The sequence below is a fragment of the Candidatus Harpocratesius sp. genome, assembly GCF_054039255.1.
On sequence record NZ_JBPLBG010000043.1, the window covers coordinates 44,450 to 68,884 of the forward strand.

The 24,435-nt window shown below is 30.5% G+C and carries 25 protein-coding genes; 10 read left to right on the forward strand and 15 right to left on the reverse strand.

Going from position 1 to position 24,435, the window contains the following annotated elements; all coding sequences use genetic code 11:
* Positions 1–42 precede the first annotated feature (42 nt).
* Positions 43–231, reverse strand: a complete 189-nt coding sequence (gene spt4 / locus ACXLDF_RS10465) for a transcription elongation factor subunit Spt4 (RefSeq protein WP_457558471.1) — start codon at positions 229–231, stop codon at positions 43–45.
* Between the two features lie 74 nt (positions 232–305).
* Positions 306–884: a DNA-directed RNA polymerase gene (locus ACXLDF_RS10470; RefSeq protein ID WP_457558472.1), complete on the reverse strand. Its 579-nt coding sequence runs from the start codon at positions 882–884 to the stop codon at positions 306–308.
* Between the two features lie 223 nt (positions 885–1,107).
* On the opposite strand from ACXLDF_RS10470, the gene ACXLDF_RS10475 reads away from it, so the two are divergent.
* Positions 1,108–2,856, forward strand: a complete 1,749-nt coding sequence (locus ACXLDF_RS10475; protein ID WP_457558473.1) for a hypothetical protein — start codon at positions 1,108–1,110, stop codon at positions 2,854–2,856.
* A 107-nt stretch (positions 2,857–2,963) separates the two neighbouring features.
* Here the strand turns inward: ACXLDF_RS10475 and ACXLDF_RS10480 are convergent, their stop codons facing one another.
* The 6 genes from ACXLDF_RS10480 to ACXLDF_RS10505 all read right to left on the reverse strand — a co-directional run bounded on the left by ACXLDF_RS10480 (position 2,964) and on the right by ACXLDF_RS10505 (position 8,683).
* Positions 2,964–4,595, reverse strand: a complete 1,632-nt coding sequence (locus tag ACXLDF_RS10480) for a mucoidy inhibitor MuiA family protein (protein WP_457558474.1) — start codon at positions 4,593–4,595, stop codon at positions 2,964–2,966.
* A 12-nt stretch (positions 4,596–4,607) separates the two neighbouring features.
* Positions 4,608–5,330 carry an HAD family hydrolase gene (locus tag ACXLDF_RS10485; protein WP_457558475.1) on the reverse strand — a complete coding sequence of 241 codons (723 nt, stop codon included), beginning with the start codon at positions 5,328–5,330 and terminating at the stop codon, positions 4,608–4,610.
* Positions 5,331–5,503: 173 nt separating this feature from the next.
* A complete protein-coding gene (locus tag ACXLDF_RS10490) occupies positions 5,504–5,914 on the reverse strand; it encodes a hypothetical protein (RefSeq protein ID WP_457558476.1) in 411 nt (136 codons plus the stop codon).
* A gap of 156 nt (positions 5,915–6,070) precedes the next feature.
* Complete coding sequence (locus ACXLDF_RS10495) at positions 6,071–7,207, reverse strand: HgcAB-like fusion protein (protein ID WP_457558477.1); 1,137 nt, start codon at positions 7,205–7,207, stop codon at positions 6,071–6,073.
* On the reverse strand, positions 7,204–7,866 hold the full coding sequence (cpaM, locus tag ACXLDF_RS10500; protein ID WP_457558478.1) for a corrinoid protein-associated methyltransferase CpaM: 663 nt from the start codon (positions 7,864–7,866) through the stop codon (positions 7,204–7,206). The genes ACXLDF_RS10495 and cpaM overlap by 4 nt, the downstream gene beginning before the upstream one ends.
* A 43-nt stretch (positions 7,867–7,909) precedes the next feature.
* Entirely contained in the window at positions 7,910–8,683 is a 774-nt protein-coding gene (locus ACXLDF_RS10505; protein ID WP_457558479.1) for an HAD family hydrolase, read from the reverse strand.
* Positions 8,684–8,797: 114 nt separating this feature from the next.
* Between ACXLDF_RS10505 and ACXLDF_RS10510 the strand changes: the two genes are divergently transcribed.
* Entirely contained in the window at positions 8,798–9,301 is a 504-nt protein-coding gene (locus ACXLDF_RS10510) for a hypothetical protein (protein ID WP_457558480.1), read from the forward strand.
* A gap of 158 nt (positions 9,302–9,459) precedes the next feature.
* On the forward strand, positions 9,460–11,496 hold the full coding sequence (locus ACXLDF_RS10515) for an Eco57I restriction-modification methylase domain-containing protein (RefSeq protein WP_457558481.1): 2,037 nt from the start codon (positions 9,460–9,462) through the stop codon (positions 11,494–11,496).
* 47 nt (positions 11,497–11,543) lie between these two features.
* Here ACXLDF_RS10515 and ACXLDF_RS10520 read toward each other — a convergent pair whose 3' ends face one another.
* Both ACXLDF_RS10520 and ACXLDF_RS10525 read right to left on the reverse strand, forming a co-directional pair.
* Positions 11,544–11,972, reverse strand: coding sequence for a hypothetical protein (locus ACXLDF_RS10520; protein ID WP_457558482.1), 429 nt, complete (start codon positions 11,970–11,972; stop codon positions 11,544–11,546).
* A 113-nt stretch (positions 11,973–12,085) separates the two neighbouring features.
* Positions 12,086–13,330 (reverse strand): lycopene cyclase family protein, encoded by a 1,245-nt coding sequence (locus ACXLDF_RS10525; RefSeq protein WP_457558483.1) that lies wholly within the window; start codon positions 13,328–13,330, stop codon positions 12,086–12,088.
* On the opposite strand from ACXLDF_RS10525, the gene ACXLDF_RS10530 reads away from it, so the two are divergent.
* Entirely contained in the window at positions 13,329–14,357 is a 1,029-nt protein-coding gene (locus ACXLDF_RS10530) for a DNA methyltransferase (protein ID WP_457558484.1), read from the forward strand. The two genes, ACXLDF_RS10525 and ACXLDF_RS10530, sit on opposite strands and share 2 nt — an antisense overlap.
* Before the next feature lie 67 nt (positions 14,358–14,424).
* Here the strand turns inward: ACXLDF_RS10530 and ACXLDF_RS10535 are convergent, their stop codons facing one another.
* Positions 14,425–14,838, reverse strand: coding sequence for a thioredoxin family protein (locus ACXLDF_RS10535; RefSeq protein WP_457558485.1), 414 nt, complete (start codon positions 14,836–14,838; stop codon positions 14,425–14,427).
* 184 nt (positions 14,839–15,022) lie between these two features.
* Between ACXLDF_RS10535 and ACXLDF_RS10540 the strand changes: the two genes are divergently transcribed.
* The 6 genes from ACXLDF_RS10540 to ACXLDF_RS10565 all read left to right on the forward strand — a co-directional run bounded on the left by ACXLDF_RS10540 (position 15,023) and on the right by ACXLDF_RS10565 (position 20,898).
* Positions 15,023–15,391 (forward strand): DUF302 domain-containing protein, encoded by a 369-nt coding sequence (locus ACXLDF_RS10540; RefSeq protein ID WP_457558486.1) that lies wholly within the window; start codon positions 15,023–15,025, stop codon positions 15,389–15,391.
* 31 nt (positions 15,392–15,422) lie between these two features.
* Positions 15,423–16,520, forward strand: coding sequence for an MBL fold metallo-hydrolase (locus ACXLDF_RS10545; protein WP_457558487.1), 1,098 nt, complete (start codon positions 15,423–15,425; stop codon positions 16,518–16,520).
* Between the two features lie 652 nt (positions 16,521–17,172).
* The gene (locus tag ACXLDF_RS10550) at positions 17,173–17,505 is read left to right on the forward strand and encodes a hypothetical protein (protein WP_457558488.1); all 333 of its coding nucleotides are present in this window, start codon (positions 17,173–17,175) and stop codon (positions 17,503–17,505) included.
* Between the two features lie 155 nt (positions 17,506–17,660).
* Positions 17,661–18,494 (forward strand): DUF998 domain-containing protein, encoded by an 834-nt coding sequence (locus ACXLDF_RS10555; protein ID WP_457558489.1) that lies wholly within the window; start codon positions 17,661–17,663, stop codon positions 18,492–18,494.
* A 260-nt stretch (positions 18,495–18,754) separates the two neighbouring features.
* Positions 18,755–19,984, forward strand: a complete 1,230-nt coding sequence (locus ACXLDF_RS10560; protein WP_457558490.1) for an AAA family ATPase — start codon at positions 18,755–18,757, stop codon at positions 19,982–19,984.
* A 2-nt stretch (positions 19,985–19,986) separates the two neighbouring features.
* On the forward strand, positions 19,987–20,898 hold the full coding sequence (locus ACXLDF_RS10565) for a vacuolar protein-sorting-associated protein 25 (protein ID WP_457558491.1): 912 nt from the start codon (positions 19,987–19,989) through the stop codon (positions 20,896–20,898).
* 59 nt (positions 20,899–20,957) lie between these two features.
* Here ACXLDF_RS10565 and ACXLDF_RS10570 read toward each other — a convergent pair whose 3' ends face one another.
* The 4 genes from ACXLDF_RS10570 to ACXLDF_RS10585 form a co-directional block, all read right to left on the reverse strand.
* Complete coding sequence (locus ACXLDF_RS10570) at positions 20,958–21,686, reverse strand: hypothetical protein (protein ID WP_457558492.1); 729 nt, start codon at positions 21,684–21,686, stop codon at positions 20,958–20,960.
* Between the two features lie 132 nt (positions 21,687–21,818).
* Entirely contained in the window at positions 21,819–22,721 is a 903-nt protein-coding gene (locus ACXLDF_RS10575; protein ID WP_457558493.1) for an urease accessory protein UreH domain-containing protein, read from the reverse strand.
* A gap of 139 nt (positions 22,722–22,860) precedes the next feature.
* Positions 22,861–24,021 carry a zinc ribbon domain-containing protein gene (locus ACXLDF_RS10580; RefSeq protein ID WP_457558494.1) on the reverse strand — a complete coding sequence of 387 codons (1,161 nt, stop codon included), beginning with the start codon at positions 24,019–24,021 and terminating at the stop codon, positions 22,861–22,863.
* Between the two features lie 144 nt (positions 24,022–24,165).
* The gene (locus ACXLDF_RS10585; protein WP_457558495.1) at positions 24,166–24,390 is read right to left on the reverse strand and encodes a hypothetical protein; all 225 of its coding nucleotides are present in this window, start codon (positions 24,388–24,390) and stop codon (positions 24,166–24,168) included.
* Positions 24,391–24,435: the final 45 nt, after the last annotated feature.

Genomic DNA, 24,435 nt, shown 5'->3' on the forward strand with positions numbered 1-24,435 from the left:
GATAATGACAATTTTAAAAGATCAATATTATAAAATCATCCACTAGCGAACCCTTAATGCATATTTTCCAGGGACATCAAAATTCAATCGCTTAGCAATTTGCGAATGTTTGGGATCAAGAATAATAACAGCCCCTGAAAAATCTTCACTCAATGTGTGAGTCTTACATTTAGGGCAATATTCTTTAGTGGTGATTAAATGACAATTTTTACATGCTCTTTCTTTAACCATGATTACATCTCGCAGTTATTAATATTTAGATAAGTATTGATTATAGAATGAAATTCATAAAACATAAAAAACAATTAGTCTTCAACTTCTATTGAATCTTGGAAACTTTCACTTTTTTCAATCTCATCAGCAATCCATTCAATTTTTCCAAGATAAGGTTGTCTCATCGTTAATCCTAATTTTCCAGAGCGTCCTGATCCCATGGATACAGCAATAATTCGACCACGCACCATATCTTCAACTGTGAGAATTCGATTGGTCTCTTTTCCTATAAAACGTTGACCCATATTATCATAATTAATATAATCATCAGTAATTTGGCTGACATGACACAATCCATCAGAAGGACCCAAACGGATGAAAGCGCCAAATTCTACACATTCAATTACAATTCCTTCAACAATTTCATGTAATTCGGGAACGTATGCCAATACATTAAATTTTACAGGAAAATATGGACATGGATCATTATGAAGTAATTTACCATCGCCTAATTCGATGACATCTACAACAACAATTATAAAACCGATTCCTTCGAAAATCTGACCAGAAAACTGTTCTGATAAGATTTCAAAGGCAGCATCTTCAATATTTTTCCCAAATTTAGTCGGAGGAATCCGTACAACGTGCTCAAGGGTAAGTTGTTTATACAAGTTAGAGTCTCCTAAAATCAGTGTGAATAAGTTTCCAACATGAAAAGAAGTATTCTATTTCTAAAAAATTTTTCTTTTTAATACGATAAAAAAGATGGAAATGAATAGAGAAATAGAAAAAGATTCAACAAATTTAATGAAATTTTAGCTGATTATATAATTTTTACCAGATTATTGAAAAATAGAGCTTTCTTTAAAGATGCTTACTTAAAATAAGTGATTCATGCCACCATCAAGAGATCCAAAAGAATCACGTAAAGTTATAAAGAACCGAACGACCAAAAGATCACACTCATCTACTCATTTAAAAAGATCATCGCAAGCAATGAAACTTACTTCTCACTCAGATGAACAAAAAGTTAAAAAAAAATTGGTCGAATTTGTAAAAGAAGAATATATCCAAAAAAAGCCCAGAGAAATAAGATTACTTAAAATAAAGCCAAAAACGGTATTTAAGAAAGGAACTATATTACCAAATATAATAATCAAAGCGTTTCAAATAACATCTTTTGTGATATATCTGGATTTCGGCGAAGAACTAAGATTTTATTTATTCAGTTCAACAGGGCAATCATTAGGAGCAACTACAGTTGAAAAAACAGAAAAAATGTTAAAAGAGTTGCATGGAAAGGCAATCACATTATATAATTTACCAAAAGTTTCCAGTACTGCAAAATTTGATAAAGATTCTATAGAAATTAACCAAAAATTCCAGAAAATGATAAAACTCTATAAACAAAAATGGGGAAATCCTTTGAAGAACATTCCTACAATCTCTGTTCGAATTTTTCAAAATAGATCTCATCCAGTTCGATTTGGAGTACAATCCAAAGGGAACATTATTTCAGTTAATAAAGAATTAATAAACAAACCAGAACTTCAAATAATAATTCTTCGCGAAATTTTTATGATATTTTGGGATTTAGATGAAAATAAAACAACAGATGTGCTCTTAGCAACAATTTGGGCACTTTCCAGAGGAAATGCTCAAAGTGCTAAAGAATATACTTTTCGATTAAGAAATTTTGCATTTTCAAGAAAAATTCACAAAAAAACGCAGGAATGGATAAATAAATGGATCGAACCTTCTCTTCAAAATGTAACTATTCAGTTAAACCCATTAAGTGAATTGGCAGACTTAATATATAAAATAATTTCCTACATTCAAAAATATGAAGTTTATCGCGACTTTCGTTTAAATGAAGCATTATTGCTTTATGTAATGAGTAGTTCTTCGAATATAATTAATCAACAAAAGAATAAATTATCAATTTGTAAAGAGAATGAAATATTTTTACTCAGTTTTGTTGAATTTTGCTATTCCCATTCAAAATTAATCATGCAATATGAATTAAAATTGGGAACAAATCTCTCTTCTTTTTCTTTATGGATACTTTATTTTGGGCTGAAAATTAACTCCGACTTTAATTTAAATATTCAAAAATCATCAGAAAAAATTCTTCTTCCACCAGTACATGAAGATGAAAAGATGAAATTTAAAAGAATCATAAAATTATGGAAAAAACAAAAAATATATGAACTTTACAATTCAATCGTGCCAGAATATGAATTTCACCCAAAGAAATCACAGTTACTGAGAATCTTCAAGGAAAAAATTCTGAAAACATTTCCCAATATCGGAATTATCCAAATTTCACCCGAAAATTCAGAAATGATTATAAATAAAAATGAGTCAAAAAAAATAACAATAATTTTAGAAAATCAGACAGATCTCATATTATATCATGCAGAATATGAGATTAAAGTTCAGCCCACAAAAGGGATAAGTGTAATATTCGAAGATACTCCGCATTCAAATGTTTTTGATATGAAAATTCAGTTCCTTATAAAAATTAATCGAGAATCTTCCCAAAAAAGACATCTCATTCAACTTTTAGGGCATTTTGACGATCCTTTCGAAAATTCCTCAGAAAGAATAACCATTCCAATAATTAGGCTTGAGATTTATTAGAATCTTTAAAAAAAAGAACATTTTAATTTAAAATGAAAAAAAATCAGAAAATCGGAAGAATAATGAAACTAATCTACACTCAAAAATGAAAATTGTCACCTATTTTATTATGGAAGTGGGGGTGTAATTTTAATATCTTTTTCCCATGTAACTTCAAACGAATATTTTATTACTTTTTCTTCTTGATTTTTCAATTTTTCCATGTCGATTTCCCAAGTAATTACACCTAATTCTTGCTTTTTTGGAGGTTCTGAAAAATTTATCTTTCCGATCTTTATTTTCTCAGAATCAGAATGGGGAATTCGATCCATAATTTTCAAAATATTGGATCTGTTTCGAAATATCTTAATTTTAATTTCGTATTCGTAGAATTTTGCCACTTTCCCTTTTAAAATTCCTTCTTTAGCTGATTGACGATTTACTAATTTTTTATCAATTCTTAAATCATGGCTTTTTCGAGTACCAATATCAATTGTTTCAAAGGGTGCAATTAAGGGTAAGGAGATCTCACTAATAAATTCATTTTGTTCATATACTTTAGCTTCTCCTGGTAATATCAATTGCTCTCCATTTGATATTGTATCTTTAATTACAAGCAAATCTGGAGCTGCACTACTCCAGAAATAGCCTTTTTTGGTATTTAAGGCAAAAACACTCAATATAATTGGATGAGGTTGTTTATCTGCCTTAATTGAGACTTTCTCAGGAATCGAATAGGATTGAACACCTAAATTTTCAGATATATCTGCATGCACTTCTTTCAATTTAGGAGCAGGTTTTTTATTAACCATATCCAAAGCAGGTTGTTCAAAATATGTATCAATTTCTCCATCTTCAGGAGCTGCAGCGGGTAACGGAGCCATAGCTCTTTTTTTCATATATTTCAATCCACTTCTTGAAGAGCGTGATTTGATAATAGGTTCTGGAGATATTGCTCTAATAATGAATGGAGATGGCTCAACAATTTTAACTGGTCGTAGATTGGCACTAGAAATTTCTAATTGTATATTTTCCCAATTTTCTTCCATATAATTGAAGATATTGGCCATCAACTTTATTTCTGCTTTATTTTCCAATAGGTTAATATCATAAAATGGAATCCACGATGCTTTATTTACTTGGAATTGGATTTCAAAAATAAATTCGCCATCTTTTACAACGTCTACACTTATATTTATTTCCCAATATTCTTCAAATGATGATGTTCGCGACAGAAATTGAAGTTCTCGCTGTAATCTATCCAATTCTTCATTTAATTCGCGTTTTTTTTCTTCAGCATTTTGTTTTTCTTTAATTTTTTGTTGCATTTCTTTCGTTATGAAATTATCTGTAGCTGAAATTTTATTAAAATCCATCTTATCACGAATTAGATAAATAGGGGCTCTTGAATAGAACTCTTTTCCGAAATTTCGCAAATTTTCAGTAGATTCATCAACAAATTCCAGCAGAAATTCAATTTCATGGTGTTTTTTCTTGACTTCTTTAATTTTTTGCCTGATATTAACAATTTCCTCATTTTTAGAAATACGTGAAGTGTGCTTTTCAATTCCAATATTTAGAATCTTTCCATTTCCTGTCCCTTTAATACGAACAGAATTTTTATCTAAAAATTTTGTCATCTTCCTTAACAAGATTTTATGTGAACCTTTTGAAAGATTACATTTGCCCACACGTACAATTCGTGCACCTTGTTGATATACAAAAACTTTTTTAATATGTGTATCTAATTCAATTTCCATTTTAATCATCTATTAATTTGATTGCTCATTAATAATTTCTTGTTTTCTTATAATTTGAAAATAATCGTGAATATCGGTTAGATTATCCAAGATAAGTACAGATTTTTCATCCAATTCTTTTGGAAATTTAGGTATTTTTCTTTTCCTTCTAATTAAGATCGGATGTATTCGTGCACGAACAGCTGCTAAGGCATCAACTACTGAATCTCCAATAAATATTGCTTCAGATGCACGAAAACCCAAATGATTAAGAACTTGAAGAATTCCTCCTGGATTTGGTTTACATAATTCTTGAATATCCCCTAAACCTGCAATATAATCGAAAAAACGAATAATATTAAATTCTTGTAATTCTGGTTCAGCAATAAATTTAGGAGTATTTGTTACAATTGCCATAGGAACGCTTTTTTTCTTTATTTTTTCGAGAAAGGGAAGAACATCAGAATATAATTGCATTTTCCCTTCTTGCATCAATTTTTTGCGCCCAATCACATCCCGTTTATCAAAAAAGTGCCAAAATTGTTTATAATTTTCGATACCCCAAGATTTTAAAACTTGAATGAAATCATCTCCCGTTCGCCAAAGTTGATCCCTGGATTCAACAGAAGGCATAGGAAGATGAAAATCTTTTGCAATTACTTCTTGAATCAAACCGTCGAAATAAGAATGTGTATCGGGAATTTCAATTAATGTATTATCCATATCTAGCAAAATGCAATGAATTATTGGGCGCATAATTGTTTCACATCTAATGAATAAATTATAAAATAAAGATTAACTTATTTAGCTTCATCTTTGGTTATATATGTCAACTAGCTTGAATACTTAATTGTAGTCCAGAGTGAATTTGCTTTATGATTTTAAAGAAATATTTTTTCTAATAAATTCAGATAATACAAAAATGAAAATTATTTTGATTGCACAAATCCAATCTGGCCATAATTATTTTGTCCTGATTCATCAGTAGCATATACATTTTCGAATAAAACTAGCGAATTATCTTCTTCTGCTTCATTATTTTCATCTATTTTATTAGGATTAGGGTCGAGATATTGTTCAAATACAAGCCGAAAAACAGAGCCACAAGTATCACATTTAATTTTGTAAGCAATAGAAGATACTTTACTTCCATCAGAATTTGTTTGAATGCTTTTCTCTTCAGCATCAACAATATGCAACATATCAAGCTTTGTTTCATTGCATCCTGGAGTAAAACATTGATATAACGAGATCTGCTCCCGTCCCCGCCTTCCTAAAGCAATAAATGCATAACTAGGGATATCTTCCCATAATTCCTCGAAGTTGTTTGAATTTCCCATAATAATGTGTAGAGCAAGATAGGGGAATAAAAAAGGTTGTGGGTTCAAAAAGATAAATAAAAATTGCTTTAGGGATATAAAAAAAATATGAAATCAAAATCTTTCATCTTTGACTCTATTTATCCAAAATGGCTAATAAATTCTTGAATTACATTGTTAATTAGTCATTTTTTTTTCTGGTATAAGTTGAAGGCATGAAGTAGGACATCGTCGAATGCATGCATTGCAATTAATACACTTTTCAGGGTTGGTAAGAACGATCTTATTGCGATTTTCATCTAAGGTATAGATATTTTTAGGGCAAACTTCCTTGCACATACCGCATCCAATACATTTTGTCTCATCAAATGTTATCTCTCCATAAGGATTCAATTTGAATTGCATTCCTAAAAATTCCATCTTTTCTTTTCCCTTTTTCCACGTGGCTTCTCCCAATTCACTTTTAAAAATTGGAGTTAACCCATGTAAATCTTCACTCATCAGCAGAAAAAAAAGAAGTGACCATCCGCTATTCCAAGCAAGGTATATTGGATTGAACCAAATTATACCCCAAATAATGATTATTAGCAAAAGTATGCCGATTTCGAATATAACTAATTTCATTTTTCCTGTTTTAAAGGAAAAATACGGAACAGTTATCAATGGTATGTAAATCATGATAAGCAGCATACCAATTAATTGTACATATAGTGTCTTATCCAAAAATGGGATAAATATGTTTAAAATAACATAAATAATACTTAAAATAAAGAAGACAGAAAAAAAGTATAAATTACCCATTTCCAATCGAGCAGATAGAGGAAAATTAACTTCTCGTTGAAGGGGAGTTTTTATTTTTTGATTATTTAGATAATCAGGAATATCTTTTGCATATACTGGCCCAAATATTGCATTCCAACCAGTTTTATTTTTTATTTCAATAGGGTCAATTCCTGTTGCGCTTAATTGGGGAAGAATAAGGGTGCGATGTGAAACTTTTTCTTCAATTTTCGATGTCTTTATTATAGATATTACAGATTCTGTGAGAAAATCATCCCCGCATGCACCACACCAAACATTGATGCCATTTGAGGGTGCAATCAAGAGCCAACAATCTAATTCTTGAATTGCTTTTAATACCCGAAATACAGTTAAATTAAAATTACATGTAATCAAGACGGGACTATATTCTGTTGGTTGACCAATTTTCACCAACTGAGGTTCTATAGGAAAGCCAATCCAACGAAATAAATATCCTGCAAATAACTTTAATGGTGAACCATAAATTGTACGAAATTTTTTTTTAATACTCATTTTTTTCTCGCTCGGAATAATGAAAGAGAATCAAATATATATTTTTTTTCTTCCACCAAGATAAAATTTGTGGATTCCAACAATTGTGGAAAATTCTTCAGTGCATGCGTTGATAACTTAGTTTGAAGAAATGTAATAATACTTAATGGAGTACGAATAAAAAAATAAACCACTTTTTTCCACCAATTCTTAGGACGGGTTTCATCTACTACAATTAATTCGCCTTGAGGCTTCAATAAGCGGTGAATTTGATGTAAACAGAAAATTTGCTCTGCCTGATACATTTCACTTAAGGAGAGAATGGCTGTGATTTTGCTAAAACTTGCTGGGGGAAAAAATTTTTCAAGATCAACGATTGACATGTGGTGTATTTGAATTTTATTTGCAACGTTAGCAACAGTTATATGCTGCTTAGCCACAACCAGCATTTTTTCTGATTTATCAATTCCATTTAATATCAAATTTTTTTTAGAAAGTGCACATGAAACTAAGAAAGTTCCTGTTCCCATTCCAATATCTAAAATCGAATCTCCATGATTCAGATATTTAGAGATGATTTGCTCCTTAATTCTGGAAAGATATCCAAAAGTAAGAATTTGGATACCTTTGTCGTATTTTTCAGCCCTGTTCTCTAGTGATTTCATATATACATATGACATTTTTTTAATTATGATCTCCAATTCTGAGTATAATATTGAATAGTTAAATATTTTTAATCATTTCAGGTAATTCGTTCAAGCTAGATATTTCTAAAGTTGGACGTGGACATTGAGGAGTTAACACACCACCATCACGATTAATCCACACAGTGGGAATACCAAAATTTACTCCAGTAATGATATCAATGACTGAATTGCCGATATATACCATTTCATCCTTTGATTGCTTTGATTCATGAAGAACAATCTCTAATGATTTAGGATCAGGCTTTTGAACTTCATAATCACCAGAAAAAAAAATATAATCAAAATATTGAGTAAGATGATATTTTTGCATTAATGAAAGAGTAATTTTCCCAGGAGATTGCCACGGAGTATTCGACCACAATCCCAAAATATATTTCTGCTTTTGTAGCTGTTTCAAAGTTTTATGAACATCTGGATAAATAGAAACATATTTTTCTAAGTTTCGTTGAAAGACATCAAGTTGAGAATTTATTATTCGTTGTTCGGAGGATAAGGATAATTTAAGTAAATAATTCTTTATTCTGGAAATCATACTCCGATGTTTTTCTTCTTTTAATGCTATTGAATCATAAATAATCGAATGTACATTTTGAGATTCGAATTTAAGGATCTCAGAATTTATCTTATTTTGACTTGCAAATGTTGGATTTCTTTCAATTCTTTTAATTTCTTGTTTAAGTAGAGAAATCATTTCTGGAACAACTTCTTCTTTCAATCGCTCATGCCATTTTCCAGTTTGATTAAAATTCAGCAGAGTTTCGCCTAAATCAAAAACCAAAAATTTCCGCATTCAATTGTTCTCCGTGACTTTCAGTATGATAAAAAATGGTCTCTGAATAATTGATATGTATTATACAATTTAAGTGTAATAGGAAAAATCTTCATATCCCTTTGGTTGAAAAAAATGTCTCCAATGTCACATACAATTGTTGCTGTCAATGGCTTAAGTTCGATTAGCGAAACTTTTTTAGCCTTTCGTGGTTGGCTTCACAGTTTACCTGTGTTTAATCAAATTTTAATTTTCATTGGTTTAGTTGCACTTACAGTTGGTTTCTGTACAATCATTTATTATATCGTAAAAGGTGCATTTGTATTATCAATTGAATTATTAAAAACATCGATTAATATCCTTAAAACAATAATCCAGTCAATTTCACGACATATACACGCACCAAAACATTACTCTAAAACAACACAAAGATATCGAACAGATATAAATAAAGTATATAAACCAGCATCGCAAATTGAAACGCATCGGCCTGCAACTTCAAAAATGGAAGCTTCCCGACAAATTCACTGTCCAGAATGTGGACAATCATTCACACCAGAAATGATCCAAGTAATGCAAGAACAACATCATGTTTTTTGTGAATACTGTGGAAAAAGCTTAGAATTTGTAACTGCATAAGTGTTAAAAACTGAGTTTTTTGCTTTTTTTTCATATTTTTTCAGAGATTTCTTTATACTTGATTAATCATTAAAAGTATCTTAAAAATATATGAAGAAAAACAACTTTTTCCATTAATTCGATATTTTTTTTGGTAGTGTATTCCTTTTTTTTTTATCTTGTTATCAGATCGAGATATTTATGGAAAGTTAATTGATTTTTGGAGACAATTTTTAAAAGCATTAGAATATCATTCAGATATAATTAATTCAGAGAACTATTCAGAATTTTATAACATTATATTTTTAAATTTGCAAGATTTGCCAGATAATCAAATAATTTTTCACAGTAATAATACTTCAAGCAGCAATTCTTGGATAGACTTTTTTGATACCCTATTCTTACAAAAGAACTTAGAAAACCAATTTATTTATATAACAAAACAATTCTCACAAATTATTATGGAACGAAATAGTGAAATTAAAAGTAAATTGGGCCAGGTATTTACCCCTATTACAATAGTTAAAGAAATTATCTCGAATTGCAATTTACTATGGAAAAAAAATTATCAAAATCAAATTAAAAATAAAGAAAAACAAATAGAACAAATTAATATTCAATATTATTTCAAAAAACAACCACAAAAATTTACACAAAAACATTGGTTGGATGTTGGTTGTGGTTCAGGGTTCTTTATTACTTGGATATTGATACAAGAACTTCAAAATCATCCATTTCTTAAAGAGAAAAAATTTTCACACAATAATCTTCATTCCAGAGATTCCAGAAGAAAATCATTATGGAAGGGTATAAAGAATAAACTTGCAGCAGTTGATCTCGATCCTCTAAGCATATTCATGACTATAATACTTTCCACAGTTATATCTTTACTTTTTATCAAAAATCAAAAATTGGATATTTCTCTTGAAATTCTTAAAGACATTCCACCCATTCAAATATTTCAACTTGACTTTTTGGATAAATCAGATGATCTACAAAAATTTGAGCCTACAATTATTATAGGTAACCCTCCTTATATTTTTTATCGAGAACTCTCAAAATATTATCTTTCTTATCTTAGAAAGGCAGGTTATCAATCTGCAAATGGCCAATTCGATATATCGGATGTATTTATTGAGAGAAGTTTAAGATTACTACCACCAAATGGAATATTGGGATTGATTATTCCCGAAACGATACTTACATTAAATTCACGCCAGAATATTAGAAAATTGATTGTTTCTTATTGTGATTTCATTAAGATCAAGAAGGTTTCAAATACATTTTTAACTGCTGTGGTTGAAAATATTGAAATTTTTCTACATAAAACAAATAATGATCAAAATGGACATATATCAATAGAATATGCTGAATCAACTCGATTTCATGGAAAAAAGTCCAATCTCCTCCAGAATTTTTCCAATTTGCTAAACCTTCACCAAATAGACAAAAGTCCCATTGTAATTTGGTTAAAAAAAAAATTTATTAGTATAAATGAGTGGAATCGAAATAACCATCTAGAAAAAATTCATGTTTTTCGAGGTGTTGAATTATCAAAAAAGGGGGAAATAATGCAGTGCCCTTCATGTAAGATTTGGATGCCCTTTTCAGAAAAACGATTAAAATGCAAAAATTGTCATCAAAATCTCCCGAAATCAAATGGTATTATTAAAACTTGCATTATTCAACCATTTCAATTAAAAAAAAGTTCGTCAGCGCTTTTAAAATCCAATTTAAATAATCAGAAATATTTCCTTCAAAATTTTTCTGAATCAACTACTCATGCAGAACCCGATAGTCTGATTTCTTTAGGTTATAAGGGAATTCAATATAAATCCTTAAAATATTATGAGAATTCAAGAATTATTGTTCGGCAATTACTACATAACATGTATATATGTGCAGCTTCAGTTGATTCAGGAATACTAACATCTCAAAGTATTTATAATATAATTTTACCCAAAAGTCTGCATTCTTATCAAACAATGTTGATAAATCAAATTAGATCTGAATTATCTGCGTATTATTTATTTATGACTTTCAGCCATGGAAAGCGACTTTTTCCACGTATTTTACTCTCCAATTTAAAAGAACTTCCCTTTATTCCCCTTAACATCATAAAAAATCAAGAAACGACAATTAATCATATGGATATCTTGCCATTTGATTATATAAATGAAATTCAAAGAACATTAAATTTCTTTCAAAAAAAATAAGTTGGAATTAGATTTTCCATCTACTTGTTATTGTGAATTAAATGAAATTACTCGTATTCATATTCTGATTCTTTGCCTATTTTCTTGCTAAATAATAACAGAGTAAAGTAAAAAAGCGCAAAAATACCGATAACTATGCCAACTATCCCTATATCCATGAAAATTTGATTTTTATTCAAGATAAACAATAAAAGAAATCCACTTCCAATCAACATACATATAGAACCTAGAAGAAATAATTGACTTTTAGTTAGATCATTGCTCCAATAATATACTCCAAATAAAAGAAAAGTAATTGCAGTTAAAAAGAGAGCAGAGAGGAGAAGAGGAGATATATATGCAATTTGAAGGAAATACTTTATGGTTATATAGACACCTCCAAATATACTTCCTGTAAGCATAAAAACAAACATTTTATGATTAGTTTTCATTGGATGTATCATTCGTATAGATGATGATTTAGATAAAGAATTCATTTTTTTTCAACAATAATAAAGCGAAATGAATGCTATTTAAAAAAAAGGGAGGCTAAAATTGTCACCACAAAAAACGACAAATTTAACTTTTCACTTATTTCACTATTTCATATTTATGTTAAAATTATTCTGATAAAAATTGGTATTAATTTCAAGTAACGAAAAGTAATTGGCAGAATTTTTATCCAAAACTCCGATGTCATTAATAGTTTTTTTATAATTCGACCAGGAAAATCCATATCTGCGTCATTAAAAACCATCTTTTGGATCTTTGAAAGTTTGTAAAATTTGAAAAGTCGTTCATAATCTGCTTTCTGTAAATTTAAAAGGAAAATACGAATTAAAAAGTGAATTTTCAACTCTATTCCCAAAGTTCTTTTAAATGGCTGTTGATATTTTCTACGAAAGAATCGGTAAGAAAAATCTTGATTATTTAAGGCACTAAAAATCGCAGGAGCTAAGATCTTTGCTGCACTTAAGATCATAATAATACCTCCGCCAGTAGTTGCCTTGACAAATCCTGCAGAATCACCGATTAAGACCACGTTGTCCCAAACAAATCGATAAGGAACACCAATAGGAATTATACCACCTTGCCTATCTTCGATACTTGATGAAGAAACATGAAGTATTTGTAGGAACTGTTTTAATTTTTGGGGTGTATGATGTTGGCATGCTAATCCAATGCGAGAAATTCTATTTTTTCCTTCTGGAACGATGTATCCGAATAATTCGCGCCATCTATTATTAAAATACATCGAAGTTATATTATAAGGATGATTTATTCGAGCCCTAACTTGTGCTGCTGGAATAACGACATTTTTATGCCCAAATTGGCGACCAACTTGAGAAATTGGACCATCAGCACCGACTAAAATATTACAAGTGATTTTTCGATGATTGGTTTGAACTTCAACTAATTTTTTGTTAATTTGTTTAAATCGAAGGAATTTTTCCTTCATGAAATAAACTGCCCCATGTTCAAGCGCCTTTTTTGCAAAATACTTATCAAATGCAATTCTATTGATTACTACAGGGCGCTCTTGGGCAGAAACACAAATACTTTGGAGATTAGGAGAATATAAATATGCTTTATCAATGCGATTTAAAACAATTTCTTTTGGAATTCTTACTAAAGATAATAATTTTTGAGAAACAATTCCTGCACATTGAAAAGGAAACCCAATTTCGGAATGTTCTTCTACAACACATACAGAAATCGGCGAATTAAAAGAATTGGAGTAAGAAGAACATAGAAGTGAAGCTAAAAAATTACCTGCGATGCCCCCACCAATAATACAAACATCAAAATGAAAAACATGATCTTCATCATTAGTTATAAAATCATTTTTTACCATGCAAGTTGATATAAAAATCCGAATAAATAAAAGATTTCCTTGCATATTTTCACTTAAGATGCTTCTCTATGCTAAAGATTTACTTACATTGCAACATTCCAACGAAGATTCTTTTTCATCAATATTTGAACCACTCTTTTCTAAAATTGAAGAACCTAGTGAACCCATTGAGATAGAAGGTCGCGGAAAATATAGCCCTCGAAATACTTTAAACAACCTTACAGGGACAGAATGGATTAAATTTACACGATCATGGTTTGAACATCATCCTCCACCTAGAAATAAAAATTTGCAAGAACATCTCCATCCCGCAAAATTTCCAGAAGATCTGATTGGAAAATTTATTAAGTTTTTCACTAAGGAAGGAATGTGGGTATTAGATCCATTTTTAGGAACTGGATCAACCTTAGTTGCTTGTGATCAAACTCATCGTAATGGAGTTGGAATTGAATTAACAGAAAAATGGGCAAAAATTGCAGCTAAAAGAACAAACCAATATATTGTAGTTGGAGATGCTAGAAATATTCCTAAACTAGGACTTCCAAAATTTGATTTTTGCATTTCTTCTCCGCCATATTGGGATATGTTGCATCATTCCCGTGGTGGTTCAAACAGCACGCATAAAGATCGTAAAGAAAAAGGCCTAGATTTAACCTTTTCTAAAAGTGCGCAAGATGTGGGGAATATTGCAGAATATTCAGAATTTTTAAACGAGTTACTTCAAATTTACGCAAAAATATTGGAAGTAATGCGCCCTGGATCTTATATCGCAGTAATCATGCAGAATTTACTTAAGGTAAAACAACAATTCTATCCTATTGCATGGGAATTCGCTTTAGAAATGCGAAAATTCGGCTGGCAGCTGTGCCAAGAATTCTTGTGGTGTCAACGTGATAAAAAATTAGGAATTTGGGGCTATCCAAACACATATATCTCAAACGTGCATCATCATTATTTCCTTATCTTCAGAAAACCTTTACCTGAGAAGAAGAAGAAAGCAAAACGAAAGAAAAAATCAAATATTTAAGAAAATATATTTAACAGAGAATCAAAAATTATAAAAATAAATTAAAATTAGCGTTATAAATTATTTATTATGAATTCTCTGCTGGGGGTTCTGGGGTTTTATCTAACTGCTCTATCAATCCAAAAATAATTTCATCAATATTTGGAGCAAATCCTACAATACGGTCTTCATTCTTCCCATTTTCACCTTGAAATACAATTCGTTGCCCTTTAAAGAAAAACATCATACTTGGGACGGACATAATTTGCAAACCCTCAGCAATACCGCGATTTTTATCGATATCAATTTTTACTAATGCAACATCATCTCGATCTTTTAATTTTGGAGCAACTTTTTCTTCTAAGACTTTCCCTAGTGATTTGCATGGCATACACCAAACAGCTGAAAAATCAACAATAACTATTTTTTTGGTTTTGATCAACTCATCGAGTTCATCTTCAGTAATTTCTTTGACCATATTTTGAATAAGTAGAATTCCCATAAGAAATTTGAGCCTTCGAAAGTTAACAAAAAATGATTTAAAATTTATTAGAATAAAGATTATTTTTTACTGTTATTAATTTAAAATCATTAGGTTGATTTCTTTATTTTTACAAAGCACAATGTTTTTGAAGATAAAAATTAAAAGAATTTTGATTAAAGTGGTAAATTTCTTAAAAAAAAAAATGGATACTAATTTTGATGAAGCAGTTGCAAAAGTAACTAAAATTGTTGGTGAAGAAGGATTTAACGTTATGTTAGTAAAATCCCTTGATGAAATTTTCAAAAAAAAATTAAATATCGAATATCCAAAGTATACAATAATCTTAGCATGTGGTCCAAAATTTGCCAAAGCAGCTTTGGATGTTTCAAAAGATGTTGGATTGTTATTTCCATGTAGCTTTGCTGTATATGAAGAAGCAGGAAAGATTTATGTATCCCATATTTCCATCATGAAAATCGCACCAGCAATTGGACTTGCACCAGAAAGTGAAATGAAACATGTTATTGAGATGACTGGTGATGCAGTTCACCGTGCTTGGGAGCGGTTTTAATTGAATTTAAAACCAATGGAGAAAATGAGGCATGCAAACAAATGATCATGAATATGAATTCTATATGATAAATCCTGATCATACTTGTAAAGCTTATCTAATTCGGCCACTACACTCATTATCAATTGCATTGGTTGACCCACAGCTAGATCATCTACAAGATTATATTAATATTATTGAACAAAATAACTATACATTAAAATACATTTTCGATACGCATACTCACGCAGACCACATTTCAGCTGCAGGTGCATTAAGGGAAAAATATAAAGCAGATAGCCCAGATATAGTTATGAATCAAAATTCTAAAGCTCGATGTGTTTCAATAAAGGTTCAAGATGGAATGGTGATAAATTTTGAAGGAATCTCGATAAAAATACTCGATACTCCCGGTCATACTTCAGATTCTATATCATTGATAATTCCAGGAAAATTATTCACAGGAGATGTACTTTTTTTGGGAGAAGCAGGAGCAGGAAGAGATGATTTACCAGGAGGTTCTCCTGAACAACATTGGATGTCATTAGAAAAAATAAAACAACTGCCTGGAAATTTAACAGTTTATCCAGCTCATGAATATCGTGGAAACCAACCAGCAACACTTAGCGAACAAATGCAAAAAAATCCATATCTTCAATTTACTAACCAAGAAGCATATCTCGACTATATAAATAATTTAGAGTTAGGACCAGCAGATTGGATGAAAGATGTAATAAAAGCAAATTATCAATGCACTCAAGATCTTAAAGCAGCGTGGGTCCCATTGGATAGTCCAGCGTGTGAAACAATGGGTACTTTAGACCCATCTTTAGAAAATTATTCTGTTAGGGCCATTTCACCTCATATACTTTCTAGTATGCTAAATAAAGATAAAGATTTTGTTTTAATTGACGTACGGGGAGAGAATGAACTTTCTGGAAAATTAGGTCCAATTCCTGAAGCGATCCATATCCCATTATCAGCAATTATGAATGATTTATCCCAACTATTAAAATGGTATAATAAAAAAATAGTTACCATATGTGGTTCAGGTAAACGAGCAGAGATTGCAGCCAGAATGTTAAAAAAATCTGGATTCCAAAATGTTGTATTCGTAGAAGGCGGATTAAAGAAGTGGAAAGATCTGTAATTCGAGCGATTAAGTGTGAATAAGTTTTATTTCCTTAACCCGTTCTGTCTGCATAACAATTTGTTCAAGACGGATCTGTCAAATTGATCGCTTAAGGGTCGTTTTGGATTGGTTGTTTTTTTCAAACTTTTGTAATTTTTTTGATTCACGCTAAAATGAAACAAAGCAAAATTATTTTTGAATATGCTCTGATTCTTTTTTCATTGTAATATTACAAATAAATTTAACCAATATTTTTGAATTTTCTTCGTAAAAGAATTCATATTCAAATTTGGATTCATAAAGTTCATCAGCACATCTTTAACTTCCTGTTGTACATGTTAAAATGTAGTTGCTTCATGTTCCATCGCTTAAAATTTAATTATGATCAGTTTGTCAAGCCTTTAAATTTTAATTTATTAATTTATAAGAACAAAAGGAAAAATCCTAAATATCCTCCGGAGGATAAAAATCGACATATTTCGGCAAAAAATTTAATTACATAATTTATAAAATTCCCTGTTTGAAAAGATAGATATTATGCAAAACATATCATGAAAAATTGAGATGAAATCAAAGAGTCAAGAATTATATTAAATGTATTTGACTTTCATCGCTTTCCAAATTTCTTCGGGATTAAAATACACCAGCCTCATATCAATATCGAATCATTATGAATAATTTAGTATCAGTGAATACACCACTTCAAAGTAAAAAATCCCGTCTTAATCAGGATGAATCTCAAATATTTCTTAGTTGGGGCTGGAAAGTAGTTAATAATATGCGATATGATGAAATCCGTTTTTTCTTAGAATTGGGTGGGGCTGTATTTAGAAATGAATTTATCCCCATTGTACAAAATCATCTAAAATTCATTGCTAGATGGGGATTTATCTGTGTTATTCATAACTTATTTAACTCACAGGATTGGATAATCTTTTTGAAATTGCTTGATCTTTTATCTGAATCACAATTAATCGATATAGCTGCCAAAATCCATAAATAAAATAAGGTACGTTATGAAACTTTTCACTTATTTTAAAATAAAGTAAAAAACATACTTCACGACTATATAGATATGACAAAGTTTATAAATACGAAATTACACTATATAGATATAACAATAATTGTCAGATCTACATAAGTTAAAAAGTGAAAAAAATGCTTCTACCCAAAACAATGATAAAATCAAAAGTAATTGTGAATACAAGAAATGGAAATGAAAAAGGAGAACTTGACAGAGAATTCGGTCGAACTAGAAAATTTAGCGAAAATTTTAGTTTAAACACAGATAAAGAATTCATTTCTAAGCAAAAAGATTTTAAATATTTTCAGAATTTTAATTATTTTCAGAGTTTTAATTTTAGATATATTCGTACTTATATCTGGATTGTATTTTCAGGATTAGTTCTTGTTTCAATTCTTGCACAAATACTTTATCCAACGGATTATATTTTCTGGAAAAACACAATTAGCGATCAAGGAAGTCCTGGTTTGAATCCAATTGGAAGTATATTTTGGCGAATTGGGGTGATACTTAATGGAATTGCCCATATTCCATATATAATCTATTTAACAGGGAAGTTTAAAAAAATTCATCCCAAAAAAGCAAAGCAATTTTTATTTGTAGGAATATTTTCAGCTTTGGGTTTTTCATTTGTTGGCATTTTCCCATTAGATTTAGGAGTAATTCATTACATATTCGCACTCATTGCCTTTTTGGGTTATTATCATACTGCCAATTTAAGTTTTCAAATTATAGAGTCTCAAAAATTATTATTTCAGAGAAATGGAAATGAAAAAAAGCTTTTTCCAATGTACGTTTTAAAAATGTATTTTCAATTTTCAGGTATTTTGTGTTTGGGATCATTTATTTTGAATAAATTATTTTTTGATAAAGAAGTTTCAGCGATCTTAGAATGGAATTATTTGCTGGCAATTTGCATTTGGTTGCTATTTTGGCCTCGATTCCTTTATAACCTTAGAAAAGGATAAAAAGAGGTTAGAATTCCTTTTTTTTCTTTCTTTTTTTCTGTGATTTCATCGATAATTTGGATGTTCTATTTTTCTGAATCAAAATCAGATCTTTTTACCCAAATTTTCTTGAAATTATTTTAAATTTTTTCTGAATTTTAATTATTGATAGCAACTGGTGGTAAAAATAATTTTTAAGCCTACAAAAATACTTATAATAGTAGAACAGAAAAACCCACTCTCTCGTTTTGCTATTAGAAAATCGAAAAAAGTGAATAATCATGACCAACGATAATGCTATTTTTAATGCAGCAATAAAGATGGCAAATCAAGCCATTGAATTGGATCGTAACAAGCAATTCGATGCAGCTGCTGATAAGTATCTTTCTGCATCAGAAACTCTATATGATTTTGCAAAATTTTGTAAAAATTCAAAATTGAAAGCTTTGGCAATCGATAAAGCAAAACAATATTTCAAACGTGCAGAATTGCTGACCAATATGAGTAAAAAGAAAATAAAAGTGCCCTCAGGAGGAAAAGGTCCAACTTCAAAAAAGCGGGCAAAAGACGAGAGAGATGAAAACAAAACAGATGATGACGAACAAGAAGAAATAAGTGATGAAGAAAAAGAACTTCGAAAAGTAATTGACGGTACGATTATCACCGAACGACCTAAAGAAACATGGGATGATGTAGCCGGAATGGAATTACCAAAGCAAGCAATTCGTGAAGCAGTTGTTTTACCAATGGCACACCCTGAACTTTTTACAGGAGCACGCAAACCTTGGAAAGGAATCTTACTTTTCGGCCCACCTGGTTGTGGAAAAACACTGCTAGCTAAAGCAGCTGCAAATGAATGCGGAGTAAAATTTTTTGCAGCAGATTCTGCAAGTTTGGTTAGTAAATGGTTGGGGGAATCTGAAAAATTATTAAAAACTCTATTTAAAGTGGCGAGATTAGACGCACCTTCCCTTATTTTCATGGATGAAATCGATAGCATCGCAGGAAAACGTGGAAGTGGAAATGAAGGTGGAGGGGAACGTCGTTTGAAAACTCAATTTCTTCAAGAGATGCAGGGGGTAAAAAGTGAAAGTGATAAGTTGGTAACAGTAATGGCTGCCACAAACTTACCTTGGCAAATAGATAGTGCAGTTCTTCGACGTTTTGAGAAAAAAATTTATGTTGGATTACCCTCAATTGATGGAAGGGAAAAAATATTTGAACTTTGCACAAAGGGTGTCGAAAAAGATGATACAGTTGATTTTAAGGCGTTAGCTGCAGCCACTGAAGGATATTCTGGCTCCGATATTTCTACAATCTGCCGAGAAGTTGTGATGCTACCTGTGCGCGAACTTGATGTTTCAGGTAGACTTACTGATGGAGATGATACAATTAATGTGCGTCCTATTCGGCAGGAAGACTTTTTGAATGTGATGAAATTTATTAAACCAGTTGTTTCAAAAGAAGAAATTAAACGATTTGAAGAATGGCGAGATGAATACGGCGGGTGATAATGATCGCGGAAAAAATTCGCAAAAAAAAGGTAATTTCAGAAAAGCCAGAAAATTCAGAGAAAGAAAAACCACAAACTGAAGAAATAGAATCTCTTAAAAAAAAGAAAGAACGTGAAGTAAAGCTCAAAAAATTACAGAAATTAAAGGAATTAGAAGCAGAGCTCTTAAAAATTGAACAAGAAAAAACAGCCACTGTTATTGATAAAGATGTTCCTTTAGTTGAATTAGAAGAGAAATTGAAAGTACATATTAAATCAGCCACAAAAGGAGAAATCGTATTAAAAGAATCTGCAGACGAATCAATTATCAATAAAGAATTAGAAGAACTTAAAAAAGAAGTTGCTCAAGAAAAAGTCGTTCAAGTTAAAACACTTTATGAAAAGTTACTTGATTTACATGATTGGATCGGAGAACCACAATATGAATTTATGTATTCAATGCCAAATCCAAAGAAAGCAAAGCAAGATTTCGATTCTTGGAGAGAGGAATGGAGTCAAGTGTTATTAGATTATGCACGTATTGGAACTTTACATATAATTTTTCCAAAAAGATTACTTACTGAAAAACCCTTTAACAAGTTTATTGATAGAAAAAAATCAATAATGACTCTGTGTGAAGCATTAGTCGAAAAAGATCTTGCAAAATGGGTAGGGAACAAAAAGAAAAAGGATCAATTGCGGGTTTATTGGAAATCTTTGGAAGAATGGATAACAATTATTGAAGAATGGGCATACAATAACGCAATTTTTGATGTTGTAATGATACCAGATATTCGAAATTCAAATCAAGAATTTGCACTTTTACCTGTGGAAGATTTAAAAACTATTTTTCGTAAATTAGAAAAAATGCATAAAGCCACCATGATAGAACTCGATGATAATCAATTTGGAATCAAATTTAAATTAGTATGAAAAAAAAAATGAAATTGAATCTGTTCTAAAAATTAAAGCAATATTTAAATAATAAATCCTTATTTTTTCTTAATTTTTAAGCTAGGAAAGAAGTAGCGCTTTCCAGTTCGAAAGGTTTCCATAATACGCGCTACTCGAGTGTCTACTAAATTCTGTAAAGCCCGTTCCGCCCGTTCGATGGTCCAATTCAAATTTTTACACACATCTCCAGTTGTTATAACACCGTCATCTTTAACTAAATTGAGTATTAATGCTTGATCTTGTGTATACTGAACAGGGAAAAAGGAGGCAATTAATACGCCATTTTCTAATTTGCGAAGTTCGGGGATAACATTCGATTTCTTCAATATTTTTACTGCCTTTTCCACATCATCAATTGTAATTTTACCTTGTAAAATACCTGTATTTACGCGATCAAAAATATCTGGCAAAGTGAGAAGTCCACCGGTTTCTTGTTTTTCAAGCATTACTCGTTGATAAGCTAACATACCTAATTTTTCATGATCAACCTTTTTTCCACGTTTTAAAACAGAATCTTCTGTAATTTGTTCCTTTATAATTCGTTCTTTTGGAATGTTATACTTCTGACGAATTTCTTCTATAGCTTCCTGCATTTCGGGATCCAAGGCAATAATTACTCCATGTTTTTTTGCGATCTGTGCCAATTTTTCTTTTGTCATTTTAGTTATTGCAGTTTTTGCTTCTAATCTTTGCATCTTTAATTCTGCGGCTTTTTTGCGCATTAACTCCCGCATTCGATTTCGATCTTCTATCTCCCGTATTCCCATTTAAATCTTAATCTCCTCTTTGAAAAATAATCATGTAAATTTATTATCATAGAAATCAAGCATTTTGAATTAAAAAAGATTCGGAACTAATTCAAACGAATTCTTCCAATTTATATTCAATTAAAAAAAGGCTTATATTGGAAATGGCCAAGGTACACGTGTGGGAATATTTTCAGGAGGAATGATTTCAATTTGAAAAATCGCCAAAATTAGAAAAAGAACTCCAAAAGCAATCATTATTAATGCACTTGCATGTTCAATTTTTGATGAACTTGATAATTTACTTAAGGATTTTGCACCACTTTGATTTAAATCAATATCGACTTTTCTTTGATTTGTATCTTCCAAAGAATAGGATTTTCCTTTATCTGCTCTTTTCAAACGCTGTTGAATCTTTTGAAGAGTTGATCCTTGTAACGCTTTTGACAATTTACCACTAGCACTACCAACTAATGCTAATGGATACAAACCTAACCAACTACCAATTCCAAAGAAAAATACGACCCATGTTCCATTTCCCCAACCATAACTAACTGAAATTGAGACTGCTTGTAAATATACTGCTGTTTCAAAAATACAAGGGGGGATTCCTGCCAAGATCCCTAACAAAAAGGCAGTTCGTTTACGAGACCGTAAAGTTGCCAGACTTTCAGTTAATTCTTGAAATTGATCGCTATGAGGCCAATAAGTTCGTCGTTTCAATTGAATCAACATAATTATTCCACTAATGATAAGAATACTAGAAGATACTGCATTCCAAATAAACCTATAATTATCTATGTTTATTAATGCACCAAAAATAGCCCCTACATATGAAACAATACCTCCAATGATCAAATTCATTAAAAATAATCCAGCACCATAGAAATTAATAATTCGGAAAGCTTGCTTCCAGTCTCTCGCCACACCAAAAGAATAGAAAATAAAAATAAACTTATCTTCACATGGCATGATCGAATGTAAAACACCTAAAAAAAGGCCTGTCCAAACGATCAATGAAAAACCGGCGTAATCTAAAGGTATATCGAAAATCATTGGCTCCTTTCCCGTTTGAATTAAACAAAAAAAATGTTATTACCTAAGTGTTATACATTGTGGATTAAAAGTATTCTTAAGAAAAAAGATCCCTTTTTTTATTATAATTCTTGGTAGTAGAGTGAATAAGAGATCAAGTTTAAATGGCTTGTTCAATTAAAATTCTTCTTCTTTTTGTCAGTTCATTGCGTGTGTGTTTAATTTTTTCATGTAATTCTTTAAACTGAGAATTTATTCTTTGTAATTCATTATTAACCCAATTTTTTGCAGATTTTACACCATGATACGCTTCCATAAGTGATTCTCGTGATCTAGCTATTTTTTCTCGAGCATTAAGATCAGAAAAAAAATTATCAAAGAATACATCCCAAAATACAGAAATATCTTCAATTTTCGCAGCTGGAATTGGAGGCATATTAGGAATGATTTTGTAAGCCAACTGGATTGAACGACGTGCTCGAATATCAGAATCTCGGGCATCAGCAATATTAGAATGTTTAATAGAATCAGCAAAATAACCGCCTCTAAAGAAAGTATCCCAATCACTAGCGCGAAGAGCCTTTCGAATCGATTCAAGAGCATTTGAATAATGAAATTCAGCATTATTAAGATGACTTAGTGCATTTCTTAGTTGATTTCTTTGAATTTCCAAAGGATTTTGCTGATGTAAAAGGTTTTGAAGTTCATTTTCCAATTTATCTTCGATAGGATCTTTTACGCCTTCACAAATTTTATCAATTAAAAAAACTAAAGATTTCTCAAGATTTTGCTTTTTCTTCACTAATTTGGCGAGATTCTCAAGTTCTGATTGTGCAATATTTAGACGCTTGTGAAGTTCATCCAAATCATTTTTAGCTGCCTGTTCTCGATTCAATGCTGTATAGTATTCTAATTCTTCTTTTTTAATCTTGTCTTCTCTATCTCCACGAATACTTGCAAGAATCGATTTAAGACTCAAATTTTTTAATTTCTCAACATCCTTTAATTCTTTTTGAGTGTTAATGTGTAAATTTTCATAATTTTTTTGAGCGATTCTAAGTTGATCTTGGAGAATTTGGAAGTATTTTTTATGTTCTGCATAAGAAGAATCAACTTTTTGCAATTGTTCTATTTGTGTAGTAAGATTTTTATATTCTTGAATTGAGTTTTTATTTAATTGCAGATCTACTGGAATATCAGGAATTTTTTTAGAATCCCAATTCTTTTTTTGAATTTTTAAATTGGCGCCACAAAATGCACAATAAATATCATCTGCAGACACTTCAGCTCCGCAATTTTCGCAAATTTTTGGTTCAACCATATCATTCACTGCTAAATAATGGGTATTCCTATAAAAAAATTCGTGTTTCTTTAAGAAGAATATTAAATAATCTGCGCACTTAAGTATTTAGGTATTTAATCATTTTTACTTAAATCTTTTTAGGTTTTTTTGCATCTAAATCATTTAAATTTCGATTTCTTTCCGAAAAATATGTAATCCCATTATCCCTAACATGATTATGATGAAATAAAGCAAATATGGCTTTATTAACTTGATTTGGAGCCAAAATCCGCAATATCCAATCATAAACATGCTTCCTAAAATACCTCCTACAGAAAGTGTTAATACAAAAATATCAAGAATTCGCTTTCTGAACATCATTCTCTGACGATATTGGTAAGAACTCATATTTTTCCCTTTTTTTCGATATTATTAGATTATTAATAAAAAATT